This window comes from Mesorhizobium sp. M0040 (assembly GCF_040323505.1).
GTDB lineage: Bacteria > Pseudomonadota > Alphaproteobacteria > Rhizobiales > Rhizobiaceae > Mesorhizobium.
In genome coordinates, this window is sequence record NZ_JAMYVA010000002.1 from 219,829 (window position 1) to 243,470 (window position 23,642).

Here is a 23,642-nt window from a genome sequence, read left to right on the forward strand (position 1 = left end):
TGGCGACGCCATGGCTGCGAGACCGATAACATGAAAACGGGGCCGACTGGCCCCGCTCACCCCGGCAGGAAGGGCACGATCAGAGCTTGTGCCAGGTCTGGCTCTTGCAGATCAGCCCGCCGAGCACGCAGCCGCTCATCTTGAGCGAACTGCCGGAAAGCGAAGCCTTGCCCGAATAAGTCTTGTCGGTTTCCGGGTCGGTTATGGTGCCGGCATATTTGTTGTCGCCGGCAACCTTCAGTGAACCGATGTTCTTGCCGGCAAATTTGCCGGATTTGAGCGTAATCGAAAATGCCCCGCCGCCACCCGAAATGGCGGCAGTCGATCCGGCTTGCGTTTTCCAATTGCCTTCGATCGGATCGGCCCATGCCGCGCCGGTCATCATTATTGCGGCCGCGAGGGCCAGGCTCACTTGTCGAAACATGTCTTTCCTCCCTCAGGTAAGTCCAATCGGGCTCCGTCCCGGGTGTCTGCCCCTTACGCAAACGTAAGCTAGTCCAGCTCCCGGAAAAACAAAAGCGGTGCCGCGACGGAAGGGTTGCGGGTTTTTGCCCGCTCCCGATCGGCCGCGCCGGCGAAAAATGAAACGGGCCGCACACGTCTTTGTCTTCTGTGGTTAGCGGAGTCTTGATCCGCGCCTCGCAAGTTTTCTTCAAATCTTGTGCAAACCGGCGCGATTGCTGGCTTTGTATCCTTAACGAATTTTCGCGTTTACCTCTTGTTTTAGCTTTGTTTTCCTCAAATTAAGCACGCCATTTAACGACGGATTCAAGCCTCCGGGGCATTCTCGAAAGCATCGAAAGAGCGGCCGCCCCCGACGGTAATCAAGGACACCGAGGGACAGACGAAGACAGCTCTCGGGAGCCAGAACAGGGGATTTGAAATGGCACGTTTTGAAATGCTTGAAGCCGGCTTCGGCGCCATGGGGGCAACTGCCCAGGCCGATATTCTTTTCGAGTTGGGCATGATGTATGCGACTGGCCGCGATTGCGAGACCGATGTCGTCGCCGCCCACAAATGGTTCAACATCGCCGCGATCAAGGGTTCGGCCCGCGCCGCGGAACTGCGCTCCGAATTGTCTGCCGCCATGTCGAAGGTCGAGATCGCCAAGGCGTTGCGCGAAGCTCGCGAATGGATGACGATGCACTGAATTCGCCGGCATCGACTTCACAAGGGTACTGACCTCACAACAGGGATGCTTCGGGTCAAGGCCGCGCAGAGGGCCGGGCCCGAAAAATCAAGGCCGCGCAAGACGGCTGAGCCAACAAGATCAAGAACACGGCGGCAAGCTGTGCAATAAACCGTACAAACAGGGAAGGCGAGCGGGTCTCGGTGGTGATACCTCGGAAGCTCGATGAGAAAAGCTGCGACCGGCCGGAACAAGGCTGGCGCGGCTTTGTCTTTGGGACTGCGTGTTGCAGGCCCAATCGAGTGCCGACGATGCGTCTAGACAGCCCCGGTGAAGGATGAAATTCTCCCGCCACTCTGGAAGAGGCGCGGCCGGGATGGTCGCGCGAGAATGGAGGAGTTGTGTCACCATGAAGAAATTCAGTATTTTGAGCGCCGCCATATTTGGCCTGATGATGACCGCGCCGGTCGCCTTCGCCGACGAAATCACCTTTTCGGTGGTCGGACCGATGACCGGTCAGCTTGCCACCATCGGCGATCAGTTCAAGCAGGGCGCGCAAGCCGCCGCCGACGCGATCAACGCGGCGGGCGGCGTCGACGGCCGCCAGGTCAAGCTCGACATCGAGGATGACCAGTGCGATCCGAAGCAGGCGGTTTCGGTCGCCAACCGCATCATCGCCAATGGTGTCAAGTTCATCGATGGCCACGCCTGCTCAGGCTCCAGCATCCCGGCCTCCGCTGTCTACGCCGAAGCCGGTGCGCTGATGATGAGTCCGGCTTCCTCGAACCCGGTGTTGACCGACGCAGCGGCCAAGGCCGGCTGGGCGACGATCATGCGCCTCTATACGCGCGACGATGCGCAGGGCGCTTTCATCGGTCCCTGGATCGCCAAGAAATATGCCGGCAAGAACGTCGTCATCCTGCACGACAAGAGCGCCTATGGGCAGGGCGTGGCCGATGCCGTGAAGGCAACGATGAACCAGAACGGTCTCAATGAAATCCTCTACGAGGGCATCAACGCTGGCGAGAAGGACTATTCCGCTCTTGTTACCAAGCTCAAGGAGCTGAAAGCCGACGTCGTCTATTTCGGCGGCTATCACCCCGAAGCCGGCCTGATCCTGCGTCAGTCGGCGGAGCAGAACCTCAAGTTCCAGTTGATCATGCCGGACTCGATCGCTTCGCCGGAATTCTGGCAGGTTGCCGGTCCGGCCGGCGAAGGCACCATGTTCGTCTTCCCGTCGGATCCGCAGGCGAAGCCCGAAGCCAAGGAAGCCATCGCCAAGATCAAGGCCGGCGGCTTCGTGCCGGAGGGCTTCACGCTGTTTTCCTATGCGGTGATCCAGGCCTTCGCCGAAGGCATCAAACGCGCCGGCAGCGACGATCCGGCAAAAGTCGCCGAAGCGTTGAAGAACGGCCAGCCGATCAGCACGGTTGTCGGGTCAGTCACCTTCGACGAGAAGGGCGACCTCAAGAACGCCAGCTACGACATCAACCAGTGGCACGACGGCAAATACGCGCCGATCCAGCCGTGATGGCCGCGGCGCGGCAAGACGCGCTGCTGTAATTGAACATGGCCGGGGTCAAACCCGGCCATGTTGTTTTTGGCGACGCCTTTGTCACGCGTTCGAGATCACTTCGTGGATAGGGAAACAGCAGTCAACTGAGGTTCCTCGGCAAAGCGAACCAGCACGGTGCCGTCGGTTACCTGCGCGCCTTCGGCAGCAATCTCGGCGATAACCCCGTCATGGGGCGCGGCAATGGTGTGCTCCATCTTCATCGCCTCCAGGATCAGCAGCGGCTGGCCCTTGATCACGGACTCACCTCTGGCAGCACGCACCAATTTGACCAGGCCGGGCATTGGCGCGCGCAGGCTGCCGGAAGCGGCGGCGGCTTCGTCGGCTCGCGCCAGCGGATCCGGCACGGCAAAACCGTAGCCGATTGCACCATCGAAGACCGTGACGTGGCCCGGCCAGCGGGCGAGGCGAGGCGCGGCGCGAAGATCATGCGAATTGACGCTGTCATAGGGCGCATCCAGCGCCACCTCGAACCGTCCGTCCGGCCGCACCGACACGCGCGTGACGATCTCCTGCTCGCCAAACTTCAGCAGGGTGCGCCGCGCTACAGCGTGGAAATGCGCATAGCCGGCCAGTGACGACCAGGGATCGTCCGAGGACGGCAAGTCGCGCGCACCGGACGCGGCAAGTGCCGCGGCGGCAATCGTCTCACCGCTCGGCGGCGGAACCGCCGTCAACGCCTGCTGATGCCTGGCGATCAAGCCGGTATCGACATCGCCCGCCGCAAAATCCGCATCAGCGGCCAGCGCGGCAAGAAAGCCAGTGTTGACCGTCGAGCCGGCGATTTCGGTCTGCGACAGCGCTGCGCCAAGTGCCGTGAGCGCCGCCCGTCTGTCCTTGCCGTGGATGACCAGCTTGGCGATCATCGGATCGTAAAACGGCGAAATCGCATCGCCGGCGCGCACACTGGTTTCGATGCGCATGGTCGCACCCTCCGGTGCCGGCTGCGGAAATTTCAAATGGTGCAAGGTGCCGGTCGCCGGCAAAAACCCTCTTGCCGCGTCCTCGGCATAGATGCGCGCCTCGAAGGCGTGGCCGGAGAGCGCGATCTCGCTCTGCGTCTTCGGCAGTTTTTCGCCGGAGGCTACCCGCAACTGCCACTCGACCAGGTCGATGCCGGTGACCATTTCGGTGACGGGGTGCTCGACCTGCAGGCGGGTGTTCATTTCCATGAACCAGAAACGGTCGGCCTTCAGCCCTTGCGAGGCATCGACGATGAACTCGATGGTACCGGCGCCGGAATAGTGGATTGCCTTGGCGGCTTTCACCGCCGCCTCGGTCATCGCCTTGCGCAGTGCCGGCGTCATGCCCGGGGCAGGCGCCTCCTCGATCACCTTCTGGTGGCGGCGCTGTGCCGAGCAGTCACGTTCGTGAAGATGCACGGCGTTGCCGAAATTGTCACCAAACACCTGCACTTCGATGTGGCGAGGCTTGTCGACATATTTTTCCACCAAGACGCGGTCGTCACCGAACGCGGCTTTCGCCTCGCGCCGCGCGCCCGACAGTGCTTCCGAAAAATCATCGGGATGCTCGACGCGCCGCATGCCTTTGCCGCCGCCGCCGGCGCGCGCCTTGATCAGTACGGGGTAGCCTATCTCGCGCGCCTTGGAGGCGAGCAACACGATCTCCTGCGCTTCGCCATGGTAGCCCGGAACGACAGGCACGCCGGCCTTTTCCATCAGCCGCTTGGCCGCGTCCTTCAGTCCCATGGCGCGGATCGAGGCCGCCGACGGGCCAATGAAGATCAGCCCCGCCGCGACCACCTGGTCGACGAAATCAGGGTTTTCCGAAAGAAAGCCGTAGCCCGGATGGATGGCCTCGGCACCTGTGGCCAAGGCCGCCGCGATGATCTTGTCGCCGCGCAGATAGCTTTCGTTGGCGGGAGAGCCGCCGATATGCACCGCTTCGTCGGCCATTTCGACATGCAAGGCGCGATCGTCGGCGTCGGAATAGACGGCGACGCTGCGCACACCCATCCTGCGTGCCGTGCGGATCACCCGGCAGGCGATCTCGCCACGGTTGGCGATCAGGATCTTGGCGAACATCGGGCCTCCACAGGCAGAGCTGCCGCCAACGGCGCGAATTCTCGTCACGCGAACTGGGGCAATGCCCTGCTTTGTAGTCTGGCGGTCAAAGGGTAGGCAAGCGAGGTCTGCCTATTTTGAGGCCGCGATTTCGCAAGCTCCCCCGGTCGTGACCCTGTAACGGTCGCGGGTGACCTGGCAGGATTTCATCGCCATATCCTCGGCAGCCTTTTGCGAGGGCGCATTCAAGCGCGAGCCGCACAGGATGTACAACGAACGCACCCGGGAATACGGAGTGGTCGCATAAGCTGAATGGCCGCTGGCCGCCACATAGGCCTTATATGCCTTGGTGCATGGCCGATCCGCGGTCGCCGGAAAATACGGGTAGAAGCGGACGTCGCCCTTGCTTCCAGCCAGCGATTCCGCCGCGCCGACATTGGGGCTCGAGATTAGAAGCAACCCGGTTATCAGCGAGAAGACTGCTTGTTTGACGCTTATAGATTTCATTTTTCCCACCCATTGAATACGTCGAAGGCCGACGAGTGTCGGTCTATTTGGAGGCAGCTATGGCGCAGGCCCCTGCAGTCGTGACCTTGTACTTGCTGCGCGCGGACTGGCAGGATTTCAACGCCAGCGCCTCCGCAGCCTTCTGGGATGTTGCATTCAGATAAGCACCGCAAATAGTGAATTCGGTTGCCCAGTTGAATGGCGTCATCGCATAGGCCGAGTGACCGCCAGCCGCCACATAGTCCTTGTAATTCTTGCCGCAGCCTCCGATTGTACCCGGTGCAAAATAGACCGGAAAGCGGCTGTCGCCCTTGCTTCCCGCCAGCGATTCGGCGGCGCCGACATTCGGTGCAGAGGCCACAAGCAGTGCAAGTACCGACATGGTTGCTCGCTTGATTGATAAAGATTTCATTGCCAAACCCATTTGAACCCCAAACACTGAAATATATTCGCCTACTTGGAGGCAGCGATTTCGCAGCCGCCGCCTGTTGTAACTCTGTAACTGTTGCGGGCGGCCTGACAGGATTTCAACGCCAATTCTTCGGCAGCTTGCTGTGACGGTGCATTCAAGCGCGAGCCGCAGATGATGTACAGAAAACGCACCCGGGAATACGGAGTGGTTGCATAGGCTGAATGGCCGCCGGCCGCTACATAGGCCTTGTAGGCCCTGGTACACGGATCCTTCGGGCTCTGCGGCAAATAGGGATAGAAACGGGTCTCGCCCTTGCTTCCCGCCAGCGACTCCGCCGCACTGATGCCAGGGGTCACTAATATAAGCAACCCTGCAAGTAAATGCACAGTTGTTCTCTGAAAAACCCGCCGCCTCATCTTCGCCCAATCCCCATTGGTATTTGCGATGATCAATAGCCGTGATTCTTTCGTCTGGCCAGATCGAGAAGCAAAAAATAGTCTGGAGATGTGGTGGGTTGTCTCCCGCGCAGGGTCACACCCTGCCGAGTGAAGTAACGACCCGCTGATACAATTCGGCCGTCGGCTCGTCGAAGCAGCAGAAAATGACGGTTTCCGGAACGATGTTCTGGCCGATGAAGGCGCTCACGGTCCCGACAGCAATTTGCGTCGCCTGATCCTTCGGATAGCGGTAGGCCCCGGTCGAGATCGCTGGAAACGCCACCGTCCGGCAGTCCTTTGCGGCGGCGATTTCGAGCGACCGGCGATAGCAGGAGGCGAGCAGTTCGGCTTCTCCGTTGCTGCCACCTTGCCAGACCGGCCCGACCGTATGGATGATGTAGCGCGCGGGCAGCTTGTAGCCCTTGGTGATTTTTGCGTCGCCGACCTTGCAGCCATTCAAGGTCCGGCATTCTGCCAGAAGCTCGCGGCCGGCCGCGCGGTGAATGGCGCCGTCCACGCCACCGCCGCCGAGAAGCGAGGTGTTGGCGGCGTTGACGATGGCATCGACCGCCAGCTTCGTGATGTCGCCGGTTTGAATGCGAATCCTCTGGCCGGTTTCGCTCATCTCACATCCTGAACACGCCGAAGCGTGTCTCCTCGATCTCGGCGTTGAGCGCGGCCGAAAGGCTGAGCGCTAGCACCTCGCGGGTCTTGGCCGGATCGATGATGCCGTCGTCCCAGAGCCTTGCCGACGAATAGAGCGGGTGCCCTTCATGCTCGTACTTCATCAGGATCGGCTTCTTGAATTTCGCTTCCTCCTCGGCGCTCCATTCCCCGCCCTTGCGCTCGATGCCTTCGCGCTTGACCACGGCCAGCACCGTTGCCGCCTGCTCGCCGCCCATCACCGAAATGCGGGCATTCGGCCACATCCACAGGAAGCGTGGCGAATAGGCGCGTCCGCACATGCCGTAATTGCCGGCGCCGAACGAGCCGCCGATGATCACGGTCACCTTCGGCACCTTGGCCGTTGCGACCGCCATAACCAGCTTGGCGCCGTCCTTGGCGATGCCGCCGGCCTCGTATTTTCGCCCGACCATGAAGCCGGTGATGTTCTGCAGGAAAATCAGCGGGATCTTGCGCTGGCAGCACAGCTCGATGAAATGCGCGCCCTTCAGCGCGCTTTCCGAAAACAGCACGCCATTGTTGGCGACGATGCCGACCGGCATGCCGCTGAGATGGGCAAAACCGGTGACCAGCGTGGTGCCATAATTCTGCTTGAACTCATCGAACTCGGAGCCGTCGACGGTGCGGGCGATTACCTCGCGCACGTCGTAGGGCTGGCGCAGATCCGTCGGCACGATGCCGTAGAGTTCATGTGGATCGTGAAGCGGCGGAATCGATTTCTGTAAGGCAAGGCTTACATTCTTGTTCCGATTCAGGTTTTTGACGATACGCCGGCATATGGCCAGCGCATGCTCGTCGTCGAGCGCATAATGGTCGGCAACGCCGGAAAGCCTTGTGTGCACGTCGGCGCCACCGAGGTCCTCGGCGGTGACGTCCTCGCCGGTGGCCGCCTTCACCAGCGGCGGCCCGCCGAGAAAGATGGTCGCCTGGTTGCGCACCATGATTGTCTCGTCCGACATCGCAGGCACATAGGCGCCGCCGGCCGTGCACGAACCCATGACGCAGGCGATCTGCGGAATGCCGGCGGCCGACATGTTGGCCTGGTTGTAGAAGATGCGGCCGAAATGATCGCGGTCGGGAAACACCTCGTCCTGGTTGGGCAGATTGGCGCCGCCGCTGTCGACCAGATAGACGCAAGGCAGATTGTTCTGCAATGCGATCTCCTGTGCACGCAGATGCTTCTTCACCGTCAGTGGATAATAGGTGCCGCCCTTCACCGTGGCGTCATTGACGACGACCATCACTTCGGTGCCTTCGACGCGGCCGATGCCGGCGATGAGGCCGGCCGAAGGGATGTCCTCGCCATACATCGACCATGCCGCGAACTGGCCGATTTCGAGGAAGGGCGAGCCTGTATCGAGCAATTGGGCTAGGCGTTGCCGCGGCAGGAGCTTGCCGCGGGAGACGTGCCGCTCACGCGCCTCTTCCGAGCCACCGCGCTCGATGGCGGCGGCTTTTTCAGCAATATCGGCGACTAGCGCCCGCATGCGCTCGGCATTGCCGCGGAAGGCATCGGAGGCGGACGACATCTGAGAGGTGAGGGGGGCCATGGCGCTACCGGATCAGCTCGATCTTGCAGCCGACATCGAGGTCGCCCCAATCGCGATCAGCGGTGACGGCAATGGCATTCTCGCGAATTGCCAGCGCCAGGCAAGCCCGATCGCCCAGCGACAAGCCGCGATGCCGCGTCAATTGGCGAAGCTGCCCGGCGGCGATGCCCATCGCGTCGTCGAAAACGGCGATCGGCATGCCGAGACTGGCGAAGTCGTCCGCGGCCTGTTCCATGCTGCGTCCCTTGTCGATCAGCTTGGCGATGATTTCGGCCGCATTGACTGAACTGCATTGTGCGTCCGGCGCGAACCCCAAAGCATTGTCGGTGCCTTGCTCGTTGAGCAGGATTGCGAGCGCCGCCGAACTGTCCATGACGTAGGGCTTCATTTCGCCCGCTTTCCCGTTGTCCCTTCGGCGTGAAGCCGGTCGAGACGCTTGTCGCTTCGACGCTGCTCGTCCCGCCGCTCCTTCAGAAATTCGTCGACGACGCTTTCACCGGGCTGTTTCAGCGCTGACAATTCGGCCTGGACGCGTCGCAGATTCTGCAGCCACGATCTTACCCGCAGTTCGCCGTTCTCGACATGCAGGATCATCTCCTCGCCAGGCTTCACGCCCATCTCCTCGCGCATCGCGGCAGGAATGACGAAGCGCCCGCCCTCGCCAAGCTTGACACGCTCGCGTTTCGCCGGAGCACGAAGCTGTGGTTGGCGAGCGCCGGCATCGAACCGTGCTTGCGGATCTTCGTCAAATCCGGACTTTCCCGTTTTGCCAGCCATGGTCCGTCTCGCCTGTGTTGTGGCACATATTCCGAAGTGTGCCACATCGTGCGGCTTCTGGCAAAATCTCAAAAAGACGCCATCAGGCGCCCTCCACCATGATTTCCCGCCCGATCAGCCAGCGACGGATTTCGCTGGTGCCGGCGCCGATCTCGTAGAGCTTGGCGTCGCGCAAAAGCCGGCCGGTCGGGTAGTCGTTGATGTAGCCGTTGCCGCCCAAAAGCTGGATGGCGTCGAGCGCCATCAGCGTTGCCTTTTCGGCGGCGAAGAGAATACAGCCGGCAGCATCCTTGCGGGCCGTCTCACCGCGATCGCAAGCGGCGGCCACGGCATAGACGTAGGCGCGCGCCGCGTTCATCGTCGCATACATGTCGGCTAGCTTGCCTTGCACCAGCTGGAACTCGCCGATCGGCTGGCCGAACTGCCTGCGTTCGTGCACGTAAGGGATCGCCACGTCGAGGCACGCAGCCATCAGCCCGATCGGGCCGCCGGCCAGCACGGCGCGTTCGTAGTCGAGGCCCGACATCAGCACCTCGACGCCGCGCCCTTCCTCGTGCAGCACATTGTCGAACGGCACTTCGACATTCTCGAACACCAGCTCGCCGGTGTTCGAGCCGCGCATGCCGAGCTTGTCGAGCTTTTGCGCCACGGAAAAACCGGCAAAGGCCTTTTCGACGATGAAAGCGGTGATGCCGCGCGAATGGAGTTCCGGATCGGTCCTGGCGTAGACGACCAGCGTCTCGGCATCCGGCCCGTTGGTGATCCACATTTTGGTGCCATTGAGCACATAGCGATCATTGCGCTTTTCGGCGCGCAGGCGCAGCGACACCACATCGGAGCCGGCTCCCGATTCCGACATCGCAAGTGCGCCGACCTTCTCGCCGCTGCAGAGCGAAGGCAGATATTTTTCCTTCTGCGCCTGCGTCGCCCAGCGGTTGATCTGGTTGACGCAGAGGTTGGAATGGGCGCCGTAGGAGAGGCCGACCGAGGCCGAGGCGCGCGAAATCTCCTCCATCGCCACGACATGGGCGAGGTAGCCCATGCCGCTGCCGCCGAAATCGGGATCGGCGGTGATGCCGAGCAGGCCGAGCCCGCCGAGTTCCGCCCACAGATGTGCCGGGAATTCGTTCGAGCGGTCGATCTCGGCGGCGATCGGTGCGATCTTTTCCTGCGCGAAGCGCCGCACCAGGTCGCGCAGCGCCTCGATGTCTTCGTCAAGCCCGAAGTTGAGCGTATGCGTGTACATGCCGTTCCTCCCGGCGCACGACCGCGAAAATCGGGATCATGCGCGAAATCAAAGTGCTGCAGAGTCCGTTGCGCGCTCGAATGGACGCACGGCGCCGTGGCTCGTCCTCGCGCCATCGCTCTTTGCTCCAACAAGGCGCATTGTCATTGCTAGATATGTAGCGGTGACTTCGGCGATCGACAGCCGTTCGCCCGGCCGGAACCAGACGATGACGCCGGTCATCATCTGGATCAGCGCCATGGCGGTGAGCCCGGTGTCTTCGATGCTGAATAACCCCGCTTCGACGCCGTCGCGCAGGATGGCGCGCAGCTCCTTCTCGTAGGCCGTGCGCATGCGCAGGATCTGCGTGAGTTTTTCATGCGACAGGCTGCGCAGCTCCATGTTCGAGACATGGGTGGAGTGGCGGCGTTCGATATGGAAAGCGATGTGGTTTTCGACATAAGCGGCAAGCCGCGCTGCCGGATCGGCGCCGACAGGGCGTGTTACGCGCCACGCCTCGATCAAGCCTTCCATATGCTCACGCATCAGCATGAACAGAAGGTCCTGCTTGGTCGGGAAGTAGCGGTACAGCGCCGCTGCCTGGACGCCGACCTCGGCCGCCAGCTGGCGCATCGACATCGCCTCGTAGCCGAGACGCGCAATCAGGCTGACCGCCGCCTCGCGGACCGCAGCTTCGGTCTTCTCTCCGTCGGAACCGGTCGTACGCGCCATGACAAGCCGCCTTTTCGCAGACAATAAAACAAACGTTCAATTAATTCAAGGACCGAGGCATGTCCGGGCAGGGCAATGGCTTCAGGTTTGCTCTATCTGCACCCTGGAGAATTTTGTGCGATGGAAGCGAATGAGCAGGATCATCCCTTGCTAGGCAACAATCCTGAAACCCGCGGACATATCGCGAACCTCGATCTCCTCGACGTCGACTTTCGAAACCGCTGCCCCCGGCGGCCCTTGCCAAAGCCGTTCGATCATTGTCGAGACCGCCGCACCGGTCCCTGCGATCAAGGCTGTCACCGAGCCGTCAACTTCGTTGCGCACCCACCCGGCAAGGCCAAGTCCAGACGCCTCGCGCCGCGCCCAGACCCGGTAGCTGACGCCTTGCACCTTGCCATAGATGCGTACCTGCACCGTCCGGTCGTTCATCGCGCTCTCCATTCTTTGAGTCGAGTCTGGCGCATCGCCATGCAAATTCAACCGCGCAACGTGCATCGAAGGTCTCTCTCCGGTCGCTATCCGCCAGCCTCACGTGCGAGATAGGCGGCGTCTCCATTAATGATTGACTAAGTCAAATAATAGGCGATCATGGCCCTGACGGAGCGGTCCGTCCGAAGGAGGTCGACATGCCGGCCGATCGGAATGCCCTTGTCGCGGAGATACGTGGCTTCAATCGCTTCTACACGCGCCTGATCGGGCTGCTCGACCGGACCTTGACGCACAGCGCCTATACGCTGGGCGAGGCGCGGCTGCTGTTCGAATTGGGCGGCCGATCCCGCGCTGTCGTCAATAGCGGCGGTGAGGCAGGGTTTCTTGCATGGGCGTTCCACCTCGATCTCCGGCCGGCGGCCTCCGAAATCGCTGCCGAACTCCGGCTCGATCCGGCCTATGTCTCACGCGTCCTGAGGAGGTTCGCCGCCGCTGGCCTGACCGAGACACGCTCTGACCCAGCCGATCGGCGCAGACGTATCCTGTCGCTGACCGCTCGCGGAAGTGCTGAGCTCGCCAGGCTTCAGGCTGCGGCGGATCGCGACCTCGCCCGGCTGACGGCCGGCCTCGCCGATGAAGCGGCTGCCGAATTATCGGACGCCTTGAAGCGCGTCATGCGCCTGCTCGGGGAGAAATAGCGGGCAGCACTGGAATCCCGGCGTTGCGCTCTTCAATTCCCTCGCGCTGCCGCCAGCGCGCCAGGCAGTTCCTCGGCAAAGATGTCGAGCTCGTGATCGAGGCCGACACTGACCCGGATGCAGCGGTCGAGAACCGGCACCATCGGCTTGCGGATGAAGACGTCGCGTGACAACAGCGCCTGCAGCACTTTCAGTGCGAAAGCGCCGTCGCGGCCGCAGTCGATGGTGACGAAATTGGTCGCCGAAGCCAGCGGCTTCAGCCCGTTCGCCTCGGCTATTGCGGCGATACGCCGGCGGCCGGCGGCGACCCGCGCCACCACGCTATCCAGCCAGGCCTGATCGGCAAGCGCCTCGACACCGGCGATCTGCGCCATGCGGCTGACGCCATAGTGGTTGCGGATCTTCTCGAAGTCCCGAATCACCTGGGCCTCGGCCACCGCATAGCCGCAGCGTATGCCGGCCAGCCCGTAGGCCTTGGAGAAGGTGCGCATGCGGATGACGTTCGGCCGCGCGACATCGATCGGCGGCAGCGCTGAGGCTGGCCCTAATTCGCCATAGGCTTCGTCGAGCACCAGCATCGTGGTCTCCGGCAAGGCTTCGATGAAGCGGCTGAGCTCGGCGGCTTCCCACCAGCTGCCCATCGGATTGTCCGGATTGGACAGGTAGACCAGTGGCGCCTTTTCCCTGGCCACTGCCGCCAGCAGGCCGTCGAGGTTTTCCCGATCGTTCTCGTAGGGCACTGCGACCAGCCGGCCGCCGACGCCGGCAACATGAAAGTTGAAGGTCGGATAGGCGCCGAGCGAGGTCACCACCGCGTCGCCGGGCGCCACATACATGCGCGCAACCAGGCTGAGCAGCCCGTCTATGCCTTCGCCGACGACGACGTTTTCGGCGCCGACGCCGAGATGCCTGGCTACGGCTACCTTCAAATCGTGATTATCGGGGTCGCAATACATCCACATGTCGCCGGCAATCTCGGCCATGCGGGCAACGACGCGCGGCGAAGGGCCAAAGCTGCTCTCATTGGCGCCGATGCGGGCGCGAAAGGCGCGGCCTCGATCACGCTCCTGCGCCTCAGGGCCGACAAACGGCACTGTAGAAGGAAGCGCGGCGATAGGTGGCGTAAGGGGAGGGCGCATGGCAAAGGCTCGTTCGAAAAGGAGCCTTCTTGCTAGCCTGCTGGCTGGGCCTGCGCAAGTTCCAGGGCCAGCGGCAACGGTCAGGCTGGATTCTCCCGGATCATTTTGCTAGCGAGACATCATGAACAACCGACTGCCGCCCGCCTGGTCCAAGCACATAAAGTCCCGCCCGGCCCCGAAAGTGGAACCGCCGAAGGCGAAGCCGCCGTCGCGCGCGCAAGCTGACGACATGCTGTTGCGACAGGCGCTTGAACTCCAGCAGGCCAAGCGGCTCCCGGAGGCCGAGGAACTATGCCATCGCGTTCTCGCCCGCACGCCCAACCACCCGCTTTCGTTCTACATCCTCGGCACGTTGGGGCTCGGTGTCGACGATGAGTTGGCCTTACAATATTTCGCGCGGGCGGTCGGCGAGGCGCCCAGAAATCCTTATTTCCATCTCAGTCTGGGCGAGGCCTATCTGAAGGTCGGCGAACAAATGCCCGCCATCAGACACTTGCAGCACGCCTGCGAATTGAAGCCAGACCTGGTGCAAGCGCTTTGCCTGTTGGGGCGTGCCTATGTCGAGCTTGACGAGGCCGACATAGCTTTGCCGTTTTACGAGAAGGCGCTCAAGGTCGACAGGAATTATGCGCAGGTCAGAACCGGTCTGGCCAGGGTGCTCACCAGCCTCGGCCGCATGGATGAGGCCACGGCCTACCTGAAGGAGGCGATCGAGCGTCGGCTCGATCTGGGCGAGGCCTACAACGATCTGGTGCACACTCGCAAATTCGCTGATGAACCTGCCGAACTTGGATATATTTTATCCGAACTTGCCAACCCGAAGCTTCCCTCAGAAGTCGCGCAGCTGCTCCATCACGCCGCCGGCAAAGTGCTGAACGACATTCGGCGCTATGAAGAGGCGATGGATCACTTCCAAAAGGCGAAAAAGGTAGCTGGCTACGATTTCGACCTCGAATCTTATCGGCGCTGGGTCGATTCGATAATCGACTTCTTCACTCCGGAGATGCTGGCAGCCAAGGCCGGTCATGGAAACCCCTCGGACGTGCCTGTGTTCATAGTCGGCATGCCGCGTTCAGGGACGACTCTGACTGAGCAGATATGCGCCAGCCATCCGGACGTTCACGGTGCAGGCGAACTTAACAAGCTGCGGCGAGCCGCGAATGGACTCGGTTTCAAAAGTCGCTCGGCCGGAGCGTTACAGAAATCGCTCACGACGCTAACCGCAGACCTGGCCAAGATGCTGGCGGAAGAACATTTGGCTTACCTGCGGGAGCGAGCTCCGGCCGCGCTTCGCATAATCGACAAGAGACCTCATAATTTCGAGCTTATCGGTCTCATCGGCATTCTGTTTCCCAATGCCCGCATCATTCATTGCCGTCGCGATGCCATCGACAATTGCCTCTCGTGCTTTGCTCTGAACTTCACGGAGACGCACAGTTATAACGCCGACTTGGAGACATTGGGGCTGTACTACCGTGAATATGACCGCTTGATGCGACACTGGGACAGGATTTTTCCAGGACGTATTCTCGAAAGCAGCTACGAGATGCTGGTTGCGGATCAGGAGGCGCAATCGCGCCGTCTCATCGATCATCTGGGGTTGCCCTGGGACGATGCCTGCCTGCGCTTTTTCGAGAAGGACAGGTCGGTCAATACCCCGAGCCGCTGGCAGGTTCGGCAACCGATCTACAACTCGTCCGTCAAGCGCTGGAAAAATTATGAGAACAAGATCCAGCCGCTGATTGATGCCTTGGGCGACCTGGCCGAACTTTGAAGAAGTGCGTTCGATAGGCCGAGGTCGGTCGTTGCTGTCCGATTGATCCTGCGGGCCAGCGCTTCAGATCGAGCATTTCTTTTCTTTTGCGCCTCCGGACAAGCGCCCGTAGCGAGCATTGCAATCGACCAGTCCTGCGATCGATGTTCAGCAGCAACCTGCATTCATGTATCGAGAGTTGATAGCTGACACGAAAAACCCGGCGGTTGCCCGCCGGGTTCGATTTCAGTCAGACTTGCCTGTTAGAACGAGCGCTGGAAGCGGAGCATGCCGCCGATGCTGTCCTTGTCGTCGGCATTGGTCCAGTTGCGATCATAGGCTTTGTCAAACTGACCGTCGTGGGCCCAATCGACTTCGGCAGTGATCGTGAAGCCGGGAACGATATCATAGGCGACGTTCGCGGCGACGCCGTAGTTCTTGTCGTCGTCAACCGACGCCTGGAGGTTGAACGAGGTCTTCTCGTTGAGAGTGTAGGTGCCACCACCCCAGACGGCCCAGTTACCACCCCATTGCTTGTAGAAGTTGCGGTCGATGTTGTCGTCAGAGCCGTAGCCGGCCATGATGAACAGCGTCAGGTTCTGTATCGGCGTAACATCGAGGCGAACCTTGCCGGCCCACTCTTCCCAGGTGCTGTCATAGGCGGCGACGCCGGTGATCGAGCCCCAGCCCTGTGTGTATTTGATACCGCCGACGACATACGGAACATAGCTGTCGATGGAATCATTGCCGCTGTTGCTGTCCTGGAAAACGCCAGGAGCCGCAGCGGCACTGCCCGAACCGGTTTCCAACGAAGCCACGGCCGAGAAGCCGTTGCCGGCGTCGAAATAGTACTGGACGACATTGGTGTCGAAGCCGCCATAGGGAACCAGCGTATCCTGGATGACGTTGCCGGCGTAGCCGATGAACGTGTCGAAGGCCGATTCGTCTTTACCGACGCGCAAACCACCGAGCTGGATCCAGGCGAAGTTCAGCGAAACACTTGTGCCGCCATTATAGTTGTCGTCGAGGTAATCGTTGTGGTTACCCCAGTTGAAGCGGGTTTCGGTGTAGGTCTTCAAGGTGCCCATCTCAGTCTCTTGACCGGTCCAGGTCTTCAGCGTGAAGCGGGCGTGCTTGTAGTAGGTATCCTGCGAGTCGCCGTCCTGCTGATCGGTGGTCTTTGCACCGTCGAATGAGCCGACGTCACCGATGCCGATGTCATAGCGGACATAGCCGCCGATGCGCAGGCAGGTCTCCGTGCCGGGAATGTAGAAGTAGCCGGCGCCGTAGACGTCGCAAATCTTGACGTATTCGGCGGGTTCCGGCTCGGCGACGACGACGGCGTCGGCGGCGCGCGCACCGGAAACTGCGATCAGTGCCGCAGCGGAGCCGAGAAGAAGGCTCTTGATGTTCATTTTCTGACCTCCAGTCAAAAGTTAAAAAACGGGTCTGGGTATTCTTTGCTGAAGGACAGCGTTCCCTGCCCCATCCCCACTACCGAAAAAGATGCGCACCGCGCCGCTCCTTCAAACCCGACATTACCCATGAGGCGGCGGCGTTCAACCACGATCGTACCGGCAAAAGGTTTGTGGTGGCGCTATCGCCTGGCGTTGTTGCACAAATGACACGATTTGGCCTCACTCCGAAAGCTCCCATTAACCAATAGCCCTCCGCAAGCCGTTGCAAACGGCGGATTCCGGCGATGATCTGCCCGAAATGTGACCATGGCCCGAGTCGCCAAGCGGGGAATTGCCGCAGAATCGCCGCACAGCCAGGGCGGCGCTTTGGCGGAAGCCCGATTTTTTACGGATAATAGCGCCGGCTTGTTGATTGTGCCGACGCTTTTCTTTATCCACCGGCGCAACGGAGAGGTGGCCGAGTGGTCGAAGGCGCTCCCCTGCTAAGGGAGTAGAGGTCAAAAGCTTCTCGTGGGTTCGAATCCCATCCTCTCCGCCACCCTACGCCCTGCGGGCTTCGGGTGGCAGGCCACCCGAAACCGCATTTTGGGCGTGGGGTGTCGCCCGAAGCTACGAAGTAGCGTAGGGGGACCATGTGGTACGTCTATTTTCTGCAACTCCGTTATTTTCTGCAACTCCGTACCTGCGGGCTTCGGGTGGCAGGCCACCCGAAGCCGCATTTTGGGCGTAGCGTGTCGCCCGAAGCTACGAAGTAGCGTAGGGGGACCATGTGGTACGTCTATTTTCTGCAACTCCGTAACGGCGATGTCTATGTCGGATCGACCAACGATCTTCGACGCCGTTTTGATTCGCACCGATCAGGCTATGTGACTTCGACTAAGGCTTATCTGCCTGTAATCTTGAAGGCCTACATCGGGGTTGAAACCGAGGCCAACGCACGGCAACTCGAGCGATATTTCAAGACCGGTTCGGGCAAGGCCTTTGCGAGTAAACGTTTTTGGCCGACAGGGCCTCACTGACGGCCTTAGGGCCTATCTATTTGAAATATAAATAAAAACGAACCCAACGAGCTGCTTTTCGCCGACCTCCGTCCCGATTCTGACTGGAGGTCAGAAAATGAACATCAAGAGCCTGCTTCTCGGCTCCGCTGCGGCACTGATCGCAGTTTCCGGTGCGCGCGCCGCCGACGCCGTCGTCGTCGCCGAGCCGGAACCCGCTGAATACGTCAAGATCTGCGACGTCTACGGCGCTGGCTACTACTACATCCCCGGCACCGAAATCTGCCTGCGCATCGGCGGCTATGTCCGCTACGACATCTCTGCCGGCGACCAAGGCTCGTTCGACGGTGAGAGGTACAATGATCTTCTGGATCCCGACGATGTCAATGACGGCTATTACAAGCGTGCCCGCTTCACGCTGAGGACCTGGACCGGTCAAGAGACCGAGATGGGCACCTTGAAGACCTACACCGAAACCCGCTTCAACTGGGGATCGGGTCACGCCGACGGCCCGTACATACCCGATGGCGACCCTGGCTATTCTGCCTTTGGCAGCCAGGGCGTTTCGCTGAACTTCGCCTGGATCCAGCTCGGTGGTTTGCGCGTCGGTAAAGACGAATCGGCGTTCAACACGTTCAGCGGCTACGCCGGCAATGTCATCCAGGATACGATCGTCCCATACGGCGGCTTCGACTCCAACGTGGTCCAGTACTATTTCGACGCCGGCAACGGTTTTTCGGCCGTGGCTTCGCTGGAAACCGGTGAAGGTAATAATTACACCCCCGCTGTGGGTGCGGCCGACGCCACTGGCGGCGGTTCGGATTCGATCGACAGCTACGTTCCCTATGTAGTTGGCGGTCTGAAGTGGACGCAGGGCTGGGGCTCGATCACCGGTGTTGCTGCCTATGACAGCAGTGCGGAAGAATGGGCCGGCAAGGTCCGCTTGGACATAACCCCGATGCAGAACCTGTCGCTGTTCATCATGGCCGGCTATGGTTCGGACGACAATCTGCCGCGCAACTACTACAAGCAGTGGGGCGGCAACTGGGCAGTTTGGGGTGGTGGCACCTACACGATCAACGAGAAGACCTCGTTCAACCTCCAGGCGTCGTACGACGATGCGCAGGAAGCTGGTGTCGCGGCTAACATCGCCTATGACATCGTTCCCGGCTTCACGATCACGGCCGAAGTCGACTATGCCCACAACAGCAATCATTTTACCAACGACTTCGGTGGCTATCGCTATAACTGGACTGGCATCCCGGATGGCAAGAAAGACGCCGTCGGCGGCATCCTCCGCTTCCAGCGCTCTTTCTAAGGGCTGGACTTAAGGCAAGTGAAATCCAGCCCGGGCGCTTTAACGCCCGGGCTGTTTTTGTTTTCGCGACTGGTAGCAAACAGAAGGAAAAGGGGGTTCGGTAGCTGAACAGGGTTGTGGAACGATGTCGTTGGGATCCGCCACTGGTGGATGAAATCGGCCGCAACGCTTAAAACTCTTGAAAGGGCACCGCCAAGCAGGTAGGTCTAGGCCTATCCACTCGGGGGTGTGGCGAATAATGACGAACGATGCGATTCAAGAGGGAGGGACCTCTGATCATTTTTCGATATTTTCTTCTCAAACTGCAAAGATAAAATACAGTTATAACAAGATACGAGAAGTAAAGTCGCATAGGATTGGAGAACTTTTTTCAGCATACCGGGACATACTTTGGGATGACGGGCGGCACAAATACAATGTCAGCTCTTTCATCGGCGAAATAGACGAGATCCTCCTAGGGGAGCGTTTCAGTGCCTTTGACCAAAGCACCCTCGACAACCTTATCGGCACCTTGCGCCAGCGCGGCAACAGCAACGCAACCATCAACCGGAAGATGGCTGCCCTCAGCAAACTGCTGCGCAAGGCTCACAAGATGGGGGATATCCACAGCCTGCCCGAGTTCCGCCGCCAGAAAGAGCGGGCGGGACGGATTCGTTTCCTCGAAAGAGACGAGGAGGCCAGGCTGTTCGCCGCCATCAAGAGCCGCAGCGAGGACGCTTATCGGCTTTCCGTCTTTCTCGTCGACACCGGCTGCCGTCTCGGCGAAGCGCTGGGCTTGATCTGGAACGATATCCAGGAGCACCGCGTCAGTTTCTGGATCACCAAATCCGGCCGCAGCCGTACCATCCCGATGACCGAGCGGGTAAAAGAGGTGATCAAGCTGCCGGCCACCGAGGGCCGCCGGCCCAAAGGTCCGTTCACCAAGCTCAGTCAGGCGCAGTTTCGTGCCATCTGGAACGATGCCAAGGCCGAGGTCGGGCTTGGCGCCGACGATCAGGTCGTGCCGCACATATTGCGCCATACTTGTGCCTCGCGTCTCGTCCAGGGCGGCATCGACATCAGGCGCGTGCAGATGTGGCTCGGTCACCAGACGCTGTCGATGACCATGCGCTACGCCCATCTGGCCACCAACGATCTCGACGGCTGCGTCACCGTGCTGGAAACGCCTCGGTCCGGTGGCTCGGACATCGGCGGTGCAAGCGCTTTGTCTTCTCATTCAGCGATGGATGAGCAGAAGAATAAGCCGGCTAAGAGCGAAAAGTCTCCGAAAACCGTGGTGAAAAGGGCAAAATCCCGGTAGTGTCGCTCATCTGGCTCGCGTACGGCTCTCCCTTCTCCCCTTGTGGGAGAAGGTGGCCGAGTGCAGCTCGGTCGGATGAGGGGTGTTCCAGGGAACGCCAACGCCTCATTTCATCCAACACCCCTCAACCGTCTTGGCGCTACGCGCCAATCCACCTTCTCCCACAGAGGGAGAAGGGAAGAAACGTGGGCACCGACTTCGACAATCTGTCACCACTAAATAGGTCCGTGTAAAGCTTTCAAGGTGGTTATTTGATCTTGAGTTTTACTTCCCACCACCCCGCCGCTCCGCCCGATCGAAAAAACCAGCGATCCTGCCCGGCAGGATCCCGGACTCCAAAAACGGTGCATGCCCCTGGCCGTCGGCGGTGATCGTCTCGATATCGGTATGGCGCGTCCGCATCTGCTCGAGCGTTTCGGCGGACAGCAGCTTCGAGTTGGCGCCGCGTATGACGAGCATCGGGATGGCCGCCAGCGCGTCGAACTGTGGCCAAAGATCGGGCAGCGGCCGGCTGGGATCGATCCCCGTCAGCGTGTCGACCAGTCTCGGATCGAAATCGGGCAAAAATCCCTCTTCGGTCTCGCGGTAGAGGGCTGACGCCATCCGCTCCCAATCCGCATCGGTCAGCGCCGAAAAATCCCCGCCATGGGTGCTGCGCAGGCCGCAGACCACCTCCTCGTACGTCTTCGGCCTTGGCGCGAGGTCGAGATAGGAGCGGATATGGGCGAGACCTTGCGACTCGATCACCGGGCCGATGTCGTTGAAGACGATGGCCTTCAGCACGGGCGGCCGCATCGCCCCGAGCACATGGATGATCAGTCCACCGCGCGAGGTGCCGATGAAGGCAGCCTCGTCGACGCCAAGTGCAGCCAGCCCGGCGAGAATATCCCCCGCTTCGATGCCGATATTGTAATGGCCGATATCGGCATCGTAGGCGGACTGCCCGCGCCCGCGATAATCGAAGGCGACAACCCTGCGCTTCGCCTGCGTCGACAGATAAAGCGCCAGCTCGTGAAAGTCACGGCAATTGCGGGTCAGGCCGGGCAGGCAAACGACTGGCCAGCTGCCGGAATTCGCTTCGCCGTAGATGCGGGCGTGCAGGGACAGCCCGTCCGGCGCGGCGTAGAAGAAATGGGAGAAGCCTTCGTCGTTTGGCATGTACACTCGATTCCGTGCTGCTGTCAGATCGTTTGCGACTGCTACAGGCGAGGGCAGGGGCGGTCAAATCGGGGGCTCTTCCTTCCCTCCTTGTGGGAGAAGGTGGATCGGCGCGTTAGCGCCGAGACGGTTGGGGGTGTTGGACGGAGCGCTGTCGGAGCCAAGCTGGAGCACCCCTCATCCGACCGAGCGTGGCTCGGCCACCTTCTCTCACAAGGGGAGAAGGAAAGGCTAACCTCGGCCGTTCGACAGATCCCCGACAATGTCGTATTTGCCGGAAATGCGCATCTTGTAGACCTCGTAGTTCTCCATCACGCGCTGGACGTAACTTCTTGTTTCCGTATAGGGAATCCGCTCGATCCAGTCGACGACGGCGTCGACGTCCTTGCCGCGCGGGTCGCCGTATTTCGCCACCCACTGGGCGGCGCGGGTGGGGCCGGCATTGTAGCCGGCGAAGGTCAGCACGTAGGAGCCGTCGAAGCGGCCGAGCTGCTCGCCGAGAAAGGCAGCGCCCAGCATCGCATTGTAGCCGGCATCGGTGGTCAGCCGGGCCTGAGAAAATGTCATGCCGGCCTTCTTCGCCAATTGCTTGGCCGTGCCCGGCATCAGTTGCAGCAGCCCGCGTGCGCCGGCGCTGGAGACGGCGCCGATGTTGAACTCGCTTTCCTGGCGGGCAATCGCATAGGCCAGCGCCTTGCCCGAGCCGGAAATGTTGGCGGTGTCGGGAATGACGCCGAGCGGATGCGACAGCGCGCCGACGTCGATGCCACGTGCGCCGGCGATCTTGCCGACCTTCAGCGCCATGAAATGGTTGCCTTGTCTTTCCGCCAGCATCGCAAGCAGCGCCAGTTCGCCGGGGCTGCTCAACTGTCCGGCAAGGTCGCGGTAGAGGGTTTCGGCATAGCGGTCATAGCCTGCCTGCTGCAGCCGCTCGATGGCGCTGACCGCCTCGCGGGTGGCAAAATTCTGGCGATCGGCGGCACTTGGCTGCGGGTAGACGATGTTGAGGGTCTGCCGGCCGACACGCTCGCCGGCGAGCTGGCCGTAAAAGGTCGTGCCGTAGCTGGCGGCACGGCTGAAATAATCCTTGGCACTGCCGGGACCGCCGAGTTCGGCGGCACGGCCGAGCCAGTAATAGGCGCGCGACAGCGACATCGGCCCTTGGGCGAGCTCCGCGATTTGCGCAAAATGCTTGGCGGCGGTGCTCGGGTCGTTGAGGCCGCGCAGCGCGTACCAGCCTGCATGGAATTCCGCCTCGGCAGCATTGGCGGGACTTTCGGCGGCATGCGCGGCGACTATTCTGTAGGCGGTCTTCATGTCGCCCTGGTCGACCAGCTCGCGCGACAGCACCCGGCGTTCGACCCACCAGGCGTCCGGATCGACCAGCGCGTCGCGGTCGCCCGGCGCCTTCAGCACCAGCGCGGCGGCGTCGGAAAATTTCTGTTGCTTGCGCAGATATTCGGCTTCGGCAAAGAGATAGCCGGCCGCCCGCTGCGCTGCCGGCACCGCCTTCAGCAGCTTGGCCGCGTTCCTGTCGCCTTTGGTGACTGCCGCCCAGGCGTCGGCCAATTGCCGGGCGCCGGCGAGATCGGCGACGCGCAGCGCCGAAGCGACCCGGTCGGCATAGAACATGCGCTCCATGCGGAAGCGATGGTCGGCGGCCGGGATCAGCGCGCCGAACTCGCGGATGACCGCCGCCTCGTCCGTGGCTTCGAGCTTTTCGGTGCGCCAGAATGGCGACAGCACCGAGCGCGCCGCCTTCGTATCGCCCAGCGCTACATAGGAGCGGGCAAGGATCACCACGCCCTCGAAGGTCAGCGGCTGGCTGCCGTCGAACGCCCGCACCACGACCTGTGGCGCGGGGTTCTCGCGATAGAGCGCGCGCTCGCTGTTCTTGCGCAAGGCGATCGTGCCCGGCCAGTTCGGCAGCATCTTTGCCGCATCGGCGATGTCGCCGCTCGGCACCTGGTCGCCGCCATAGAGCGCAATCGCCCAGGCAAGGATGTGCCGATCGAGCGATTTGGCCGGCAGCGCTTCGCGCACCTGGCGCGCGCGCTGAATGTCGTTTGCCGCCAGCGCATCGAGACCGCTCTTCAGCGCCGCGACGCTGGCGGATGGCGAAGGGGACTGCTGCAGTGCATCGTTCTGCGGCTCCGTCATCGGGATCGCCGACGTGACCTGCCCATCGACACTGCCGCCGATCGCCGCGCCGGGGATCAGCACAACGATCGCGCCGAGAAGCGCGAAAAGATGAGGCAGCCTGGTCGGCATGGATTTGGTCATTTCCTATTTTTCGATGCTACCACTGGCACAGATGAACTGCAGTCTATTCGTCTGTGATGAAGGGCCCGTAAAGAAAACCTTATCGAGGTCGTTCGAAT

At 61.2% G+C, this 23,642-nt stretch carries 23 protein-coding genes and 1 tRNA gene; 8 read left to right on the forward strand and 16 right to left on the reverse strand.

Translation table 11 applies throughout. The features are described from left to right. Positions 1-79: 79 nt before the first annotated feature. Positions 80-424, reverse strand: a complete 345-nt coding sequence (locus tag NKJ91_RS02665) for a DUF2147 domain-containing protein (protein ID WP_023677801.1) — start codon at positions 422-424, stop codon at positions 80-82. A 459-nt stretch (positions 425-883) separates the two neighbouring features. Between NKJ91_RS02665 and NKJ91_RS02670 the strand changes: the two genes are divergently transcribed. Together NKJ91_RS02670 and NKJ91_RS02675 are read left to right on the forward strand one after the other, a co-directional pair. Beyond that, positions 884-1,150: an SEL1-like repeat protein gene (locus NKJ91_RS02670; protein ID WP_010915070.1), complete on the forward strand. Its 267-nt coding sequence runs from the start codon at positions 884-886 to the stop codon at positions 1,148-1,150. A gap of 388 nt (positions 1,151-1,538) precedes the next feature. Next, a complete protein-coding gene (locus NKJ91_RS02675) occupies positions 1,539-2,660 on the forward strand; it encodes an ABC transporter substrate-binding protein (RefSeq protein WP_352454350.1) in 1,122 nt (373 codons plus the stop codon). Positions 2,661-2,758: 98 nt separating this feature from the next. Here the strand turns inward: NKJ91_RS02675 and NKJ91_RS02680 are convergent, their stop codons facing one another. The 11 genes from NKJ91_RS02680 to NKJ91_RS02730 form a co-directional block, all read right to left on the reverse strand. Beyond that, the gene (locus tag NKJ91_RS02680) at positions 2,759-4,747 is read right to left on the reverse strand and encodes an acetyl/propionyl/methylcrotonyl-CoA carboxylase subunit alpha (RefSeq protein WP_352454351.1); all 1,989 of its coding nucleotides are present in this window, start codon (positions 4,745-4,747) and stop codon (positions 2,759-2,761) included. A 111-nt stretch (positions 4,748-4,858) separates the two neighbouring features. Continuing rightward, entirely contained in the window at positions 4,859-5,233 is a 375-nt protein-coding gene (locus tag NKJ91_RS02685) for a hypothetical protein (protein ID WP_023677798.1), read from the reverse strand. A gap of 43 nt (positions 5,234-5,276) precedes the next feature. Further along, positions 5,277-5,657 (reverse strand): hypothetical protein, encoded by a 381-nt coding sequence (locus tag NKJ91_RS02690; protein WP_245274740.1) that lies wholly within the window; start codon positions 5,655-5,657, stop codon positions 5,277-5,279. Between the two features lie 29 nt (positions 5,658-5,686). Beyond that, positions 5,687-6,061, reverse strand: a complete 375-nt coding sequence (locus NKJ91_RS02695; protein ID WP_352454426.1) for a hypothetical protein — start codon at positions 6,059-6,061, stop codon at positions 5,687-5,689. Positions 6,062-6,176: 115 nt separating this feature from the next. Continuing rightward, positions 6,177-6,707, reverse strand: coding sequence for an O-acetyl-ADP-ribose deacetylase (locus NKJ91_RS02700; protein WP_352454352.1), 531 nt, complete (start codon positions 6,705-6,707; stop codon positions 6,177-6,179). Between the two features lies 1 nt (position 6,708). Then, on the reverse strand, positions 6,709-8,316 hold the full coding sequence (locus tag NKJ91_RS02705; RefSeq protein WP_352454353.1) for a carboxyl transferase domain-containing protein: 1,608 nt from the start codon (positions 8,314-8,316) through the stop codon (positions 6,709-6,711). A 4-nt stretch (positions 8,317-8,320) separates the two neighbouring features. Continuing rightward, positions 8,321-8,704 (reverse strand): type II toxin-antitoxin system VapC family toxin, encoded by a 384-nt coding sequence (locus NKJ91_RS02710; RefSeq protein WP_352454354.1) that lies wholly within the window; start codon positions 8,702-8,704, stop codon positions 8,321-8,323. Continuing rightward, positions 8,701-9,093, reverse strand: a complete 393-nt coding sequence (locus NKJ91_RS02715) for an AbrB/MazE/SpoVT family DNA-binding domain-containing protein (RefSeq protein WP_352454355.1) — start codon at positions 9,091-9,093, stop codon at positions 8,701-8,703. The genes NKJ91_RS02710 and NKJ91_RS02715 overlap by 4 nt, the downstream gene beginning before the upstream one ends. A gap of 82 nt (positions 9,094-9,175) precedes the next feature. After that, a complete protein-coding gene (locus tag NKJ91_RS02720; RefSeq protein WP_352454356.1) occupies positions 9,176-10,339 on the reverse strand; it encodes an isovaleryl-CoA dehydrogenase in 1,164 nt (387 codons plus the stop codon). Between the two features lie 48 nt (positions 10,340-10,387). Then, positions 10,388-11,050, reverse strand: coding sequence for a TetR/AcrR family transcriptional regulator (locus NKJ91_RS02725; RefSeq protein WP_352454357.1), 663 nt, complete (start codon positions 11,048-11,050; stop codon positions 10,388-10,390). Positions 11,051-11,200: 150 nt separating this feature from the next. Beyond that, positions 11,201-11,479, reverse strand: a complete 279-nt coding sequence (locus NKJ91_RS02730) for an acylphosphatase (RefSeq protein ID WP_352454358.1) — start codon at positions 11,477-11,479, stop codon at positions 11,201-11,203. Positions 11,480-11,676: 197 nt separating this feature from the next. Here NKJ91_RS02730 and NKJ91_RS02735 point away from each other — a divergent pair, with 197 nt between their 5' ends. Further along, positions 11,677-12,177 (forward strand): MarR family winged helix-turn-helix transcriptional regulator, encoded by a 501-nt coding sequence (locus tag NKJ91_RS02735; protein ID WP_352454359.1) that lies wholly within the window; start codon positions 11,677-11,679, stop codon positions 12,175-12,177. A gap of 32 nt (positions 12,178-12,209) precedes the next feature. Here NKJ91_RS02735 and NKJ91_RS02740 read toward each other — a convergent pair whose 3' ends face one another. After that, a complete protein-coding gene (locus NKJ91_RS02740; protein WP_352454360.1) occupies positions 12,210-13,316 on the reverse strand; it encodes a pyridoxal phosphate-dependent aminotransferase in 1,107 nt (368 codons plus the stop codon). Between the two features lie 121 nt (positions 13,317-13,437). On the opposite strand from NKJ91_RS02740, the gene NKJ91_RS02745 reads away from it, so the two are divergent. Next, on the forward strand, positions 13,438-15,090 hold the full coding sequence (locus NKJ91_RS02745) for a tetratricopeptide repeat-containing sulfotransferase family protein (RefSeq protein WP_352454361.1): 1,653 nt from the start codon (positions 13,438-13,440) through the stop codon (positions 15,088-15,090). Positions 15,091-15,332: 242 nt separating this feature from the next. On the opposite strand, the gene NKJ91_RS02750 is transcribed toward NKJ91_RS02745, so the two are convergent. Then, on the reverse strand, positions 15,333-16,484 hold the full coding sequence (locus tag NKJ91_RS02750; protein ID WP_352454362.1) for a porin: 1,152 nt from the start codon (positions 16,482-16,484) through the stop codon (positions 15,333-15,335). A 450-nt stretch (positions 16,485-16,934) separates the two neighbouring features. Between NKJ91_RS02750 and NKJ91_RS02755 the strand changes: the two genes are divergently transcribed. From NKJ91_RS02755 to NKJ91_RS02770, 4 genes are all read left to right on the forward strand, one after another. Further along, positions 16,935-17,025, forward strand: a tRNA-Ser gene (locus tag NKJ91_RS02755). Between the two features lie 229 nt (positions 17,026-17,254). Then, the gene (locus tag NKJ91_RS02760; RefSeq protein ID WP_352454363.1) at positions 17,255-17,506 is read left to right on the forward strand and encodes a GIY-YIG nuclease family protein; all 252 of its coding nucleotides are present in this window, start codon (positions 17,255-17,257) and stop codon (positions 17,504-17,506) included. Positions 17,507-17,603: 97 nt separating this feature from the next. Beyond that, complete coding sequence (locus NKJ91_RS02765; protein WP_352454364.1) at positions 17,604-18,803, forward strand: porin; 1,200 nt, start codon at positions 17,604-17,606, stop codon at positions 18,801-18,803. 238 nt (positions 18,804-19,041) lie between these two features. Next, positions 19,042-20,103, forward strand: a complete 1,062-nt coding sequence (locus NKJ91_RS02770) for a tyrosine-type recombinase/integrase (RefSeq protein ID WP_352454365.1) — start codon at positions 19,042-19,044, stop codon at positions 20,101-20,103. A gap of 264 nt (positions 20,104-20,367) precedes the next feature. On the opposite strand, the gene NKJ91_RS02775 is transcribed toward NKJ91_RS02770, so the two are convergent. Together NKJ91_RS02775 and NKJ91_RS02780 are read right to left on the reverse strand one after the other, a co-directional pair. Beyond that, complete coding sequence (locus tag NKJ91_RS02775; protein WP_352454366.1) at positions 20,368-21,261, reverse strand: alpha/beta fold hydrolase; 894 nt, start codon at positions 21,259-21,261, stop codon at positions 20,368-20,370. 231 nt (positions 21,262-21,492) lie between these two features. Next, positions 21,493-23,532, reverse strand: a complete 2,040-nt coding sequence (locus NKJ91_RS02780; protein ID WP_352454427.1) for a lytic transglycosylase domain-containing protein — start codon at positions 23,530-23,532, stop codon at positions 21,493-21,495. Positions 23,533-23,642 lie beyond the last annotated feature (110 nt).

Coding starts and splice junctions, on each gene's coding strand:
- NKJ91_RS02685 (WP_023677798.1), bottom strand. CDS start 5,233: ATGAAATCTATAAGCGTCAAACAAGCAGTCTTCTCGCTGATAACCGGG.
- NKJ91_RS02705 (WP_352454353.1), bottom strand. CDS start 8,316: ATGGCCCCCCTCACCTCTCAGATGTCGTCCGCCTCCGATGCCTTCCGC.
- NKJ91_RS02700 (WP_352454352.1), bottom strand. CDS start 6,707: ATGAGCGAAACCGGCCAGAGGATTCGCATTCAAACCGGCGACATCACG.
- NKJ91_RS02745 (WP_352454361.1), top strand. CDS start 13,438: ATGAACAACCGACTGCCGCCCGCCTGGTCCAAGCACATAAAGTCCCGC.
- NKJ91_RS02775 (WP_352454366.1), bottom strand. CDS start 21,261: ATGCCAAACGACGAAGGCTTCTCCCATTTCTTCTACGCCGCGCCGGAC.
- NKJ91_RS02720 (WP_352454356.1), bottom strand. CDS start 10,339: ATGTACACGCATACGCTCAACTTCGGGCTTGACGAAGACATCGAGGCG.
- NKJ91_RS02695 (WP_352454426.1), bottom strand. CDS start 6,061: ATGAGGCGGCGGGTTTTTCAGAGAACAACTGTGCATTTACTTGCAGGG.
- NKJ91_RS02690 (WP_245274740.1), bottom strand. CDS start 5,657: ATGGGTTTGGCAATGAAATCTTTATCAATCAAGCGAGCAACCATGTCG.
- NKJ91_RS02765 (WP_352454364.1), top strand. CDS start 17,604: ATGAACATCAAGAGCCTGCTTCTCGGCTCCGCTGCGGCACTGATCGCA.
- NKJ91_RS02770 (WP_352454365.1), top strand. CDS start 19,042: ATGACGAACGATGCGATTCAAGAGGGAGGGACCTCTGATCATTTTTCG.
- NKJ91_RS02715 (WP_352454355.1), bottom strand. CDS start 9,093: ATGGCTGGCAAAACGGGAAAGTCCGGATTTGACGAAGATCCGCAAGCA.
- NKJ91_RS02740 (WP_352454360.1), bottom strand. CDS start 13,316: ATGCGCCCTCCCCTTACGCCACCTATCGCCGCGCTTCCTTCTACAGTG.
- NKJ91_RS02725 (WP_352454357.1), bottom strand. CDS start 11,050: ATGGCGCGTACGACCGGTTCCGACGGAGAGAAGACCGAAGCTGCGGTC.
- NKJ91_RS02760 (WP_352454363.1), top strand. CDS start 17,255: ATGTGGTACGTCTATTTTCTGCAACTCCGTAACGGCGATGTCTATGTC.
- NKJ91_RS02780 (WP_352454427.1), bottom strand. CDS start 23,532: ATGCCGACCAGGCTGCCTCATCTTTTCGCGCTTCTCGGCGCGATCGTT.
- NKJ91_RS02670 (WP_010915070.1), top strand. CDS start 884: ATGGCACGTTTTGAAATGCTTGAAGCCGGCTTCGGCGCCATGGGGGCA.
- NKJ91_RS02735 (WP_352454359.1), top strand. CDS start 11,677: ATGCCGGCCGATCGGAATGCCCTTGTCGCGGAGATACGTGGCTTCAAT.
- NKJ91_RS02665 (WP_023677801.1), bottom strand. CDS start 424: ATGTTTCGACAAGTGAGCCTGGCCCTCGCGGCCGCAATAATGATGACC.
- NKJ91_RS02680 (WP_352454351.1), bottom strand. CDS start 4,747: ATGTTCGCCAAGATCCTGATCGCCAACCGTGGCGAGATCGCCTGCCGG.
- NKJ91_RS02730 (WP_352454358.1), bottom strand. CDS start 11,479: ATGAACGACCGGACGGTGCAGGTACGCATCTATGGCAAGGTGCAAGGC.
- NKJ91_RS02750 (WP_352454362.1), bottom strand. CDS start 16,484: ATGAACATCAAGAGCCTTCTTCTCGGCTCCGCTGCGGCACTGATCGCA.
- NKJ91_RS02710 (WP_352454354.1), bottom strand. CDS start 8,704: ATGAAGCCCTACGTCATGGACAGTTCGGCGGCGCTCGCAATCCTGCTC.
- NKJ91_RS02675 (WP_352454350.1), top strand. CDS start 1,539: ATGAAGAAATTCAGTATTTTGAGCGCCGCCATATTTGGCCTGATGATG.